Origin of the sequence: Altererythrobacter sp. (assembly GCF_050299635.1) — a bacterium.
Taxonomy (GTDB): Bacteria; Pseudomonadota; Alphaproteobacteria; order Sphingomonadales; family Sphingomonadaceae; genus Erythrobacter.
In genome coordinates this window covers 1-559 of the sequence record NZ_JBNKWF010000078.1, presented here as the reverse complement: position 1 = coordinate 559, position 559 = coordinate 1, and the positions used below count along the sequence as shown (strand labels likewise).

1 tRNA gene and 1 rRNA gene are annotated in these 559 nt (G+C 56.4%); both read right to left on the bottom strand.

The annotated features are described in order from the left end of the window. Positions 1 to 212 precede the first annotated feature (212 nt). Positions 213 to 288 (bottom strand) — tRNA-Ala (locus ACQY6C_RS14920). Positions 289 to 498: 210 nt separating this feature from the next. Beyond that, positions 499 to 559: ribosomal RNA gene (locus ACQY6C_RS14915) — 16S ribosomal RNA — on the bottom strand; the annotation flags it as partial.

Below are 559 nucleotides of genomic sequence, written 5' to 3'. Positions count from 1 at the left end.
CTAACCACCTGAGCTACCGACCCATAGCGCTTTTGCAGGGCAAAAGCGCGGAACGCGCCGGCAGGTGATTGCGCAAGCAATCGCCGAGAGGCGCCAAGGCACCCCGTCGCAACAATATTCCAACAATGCTCACCAACCAGGAACCGACCCCCGCACGCAATCGGCTTCGCCGATCGCTTCCGCGGGCATTCAATTGCGCAGCAATTGAACGGTGGTGGAGCCTATCGGGATCGAACCGATGACCTACTGAATGCGATTCAGTCGCTCTCCCAGCTGAGCTAAGGCCCCTTTTCCAGCAATGCGCCAGCTCCCGGTGATTTGGCTACGCCAATTCACCTGCCGCTCGAGGGCGGGAGAACTTCAACATTGCTCGTTTTTGCCTGCGGCAAAAACGTTTGCGAAGAGATATGAGGAGTGTCCGGTTCTATATGCCTGCTTGAGACAGGCTGCTAAGTGTCTCACATGATGGGCAAGCCCATCAAATAGAGACATCCTTAGAAAGGAGGTGATCCAGCCGCAGGTTCCCCTACGGCTACCTTGTTACGACTTCACCCCAGTC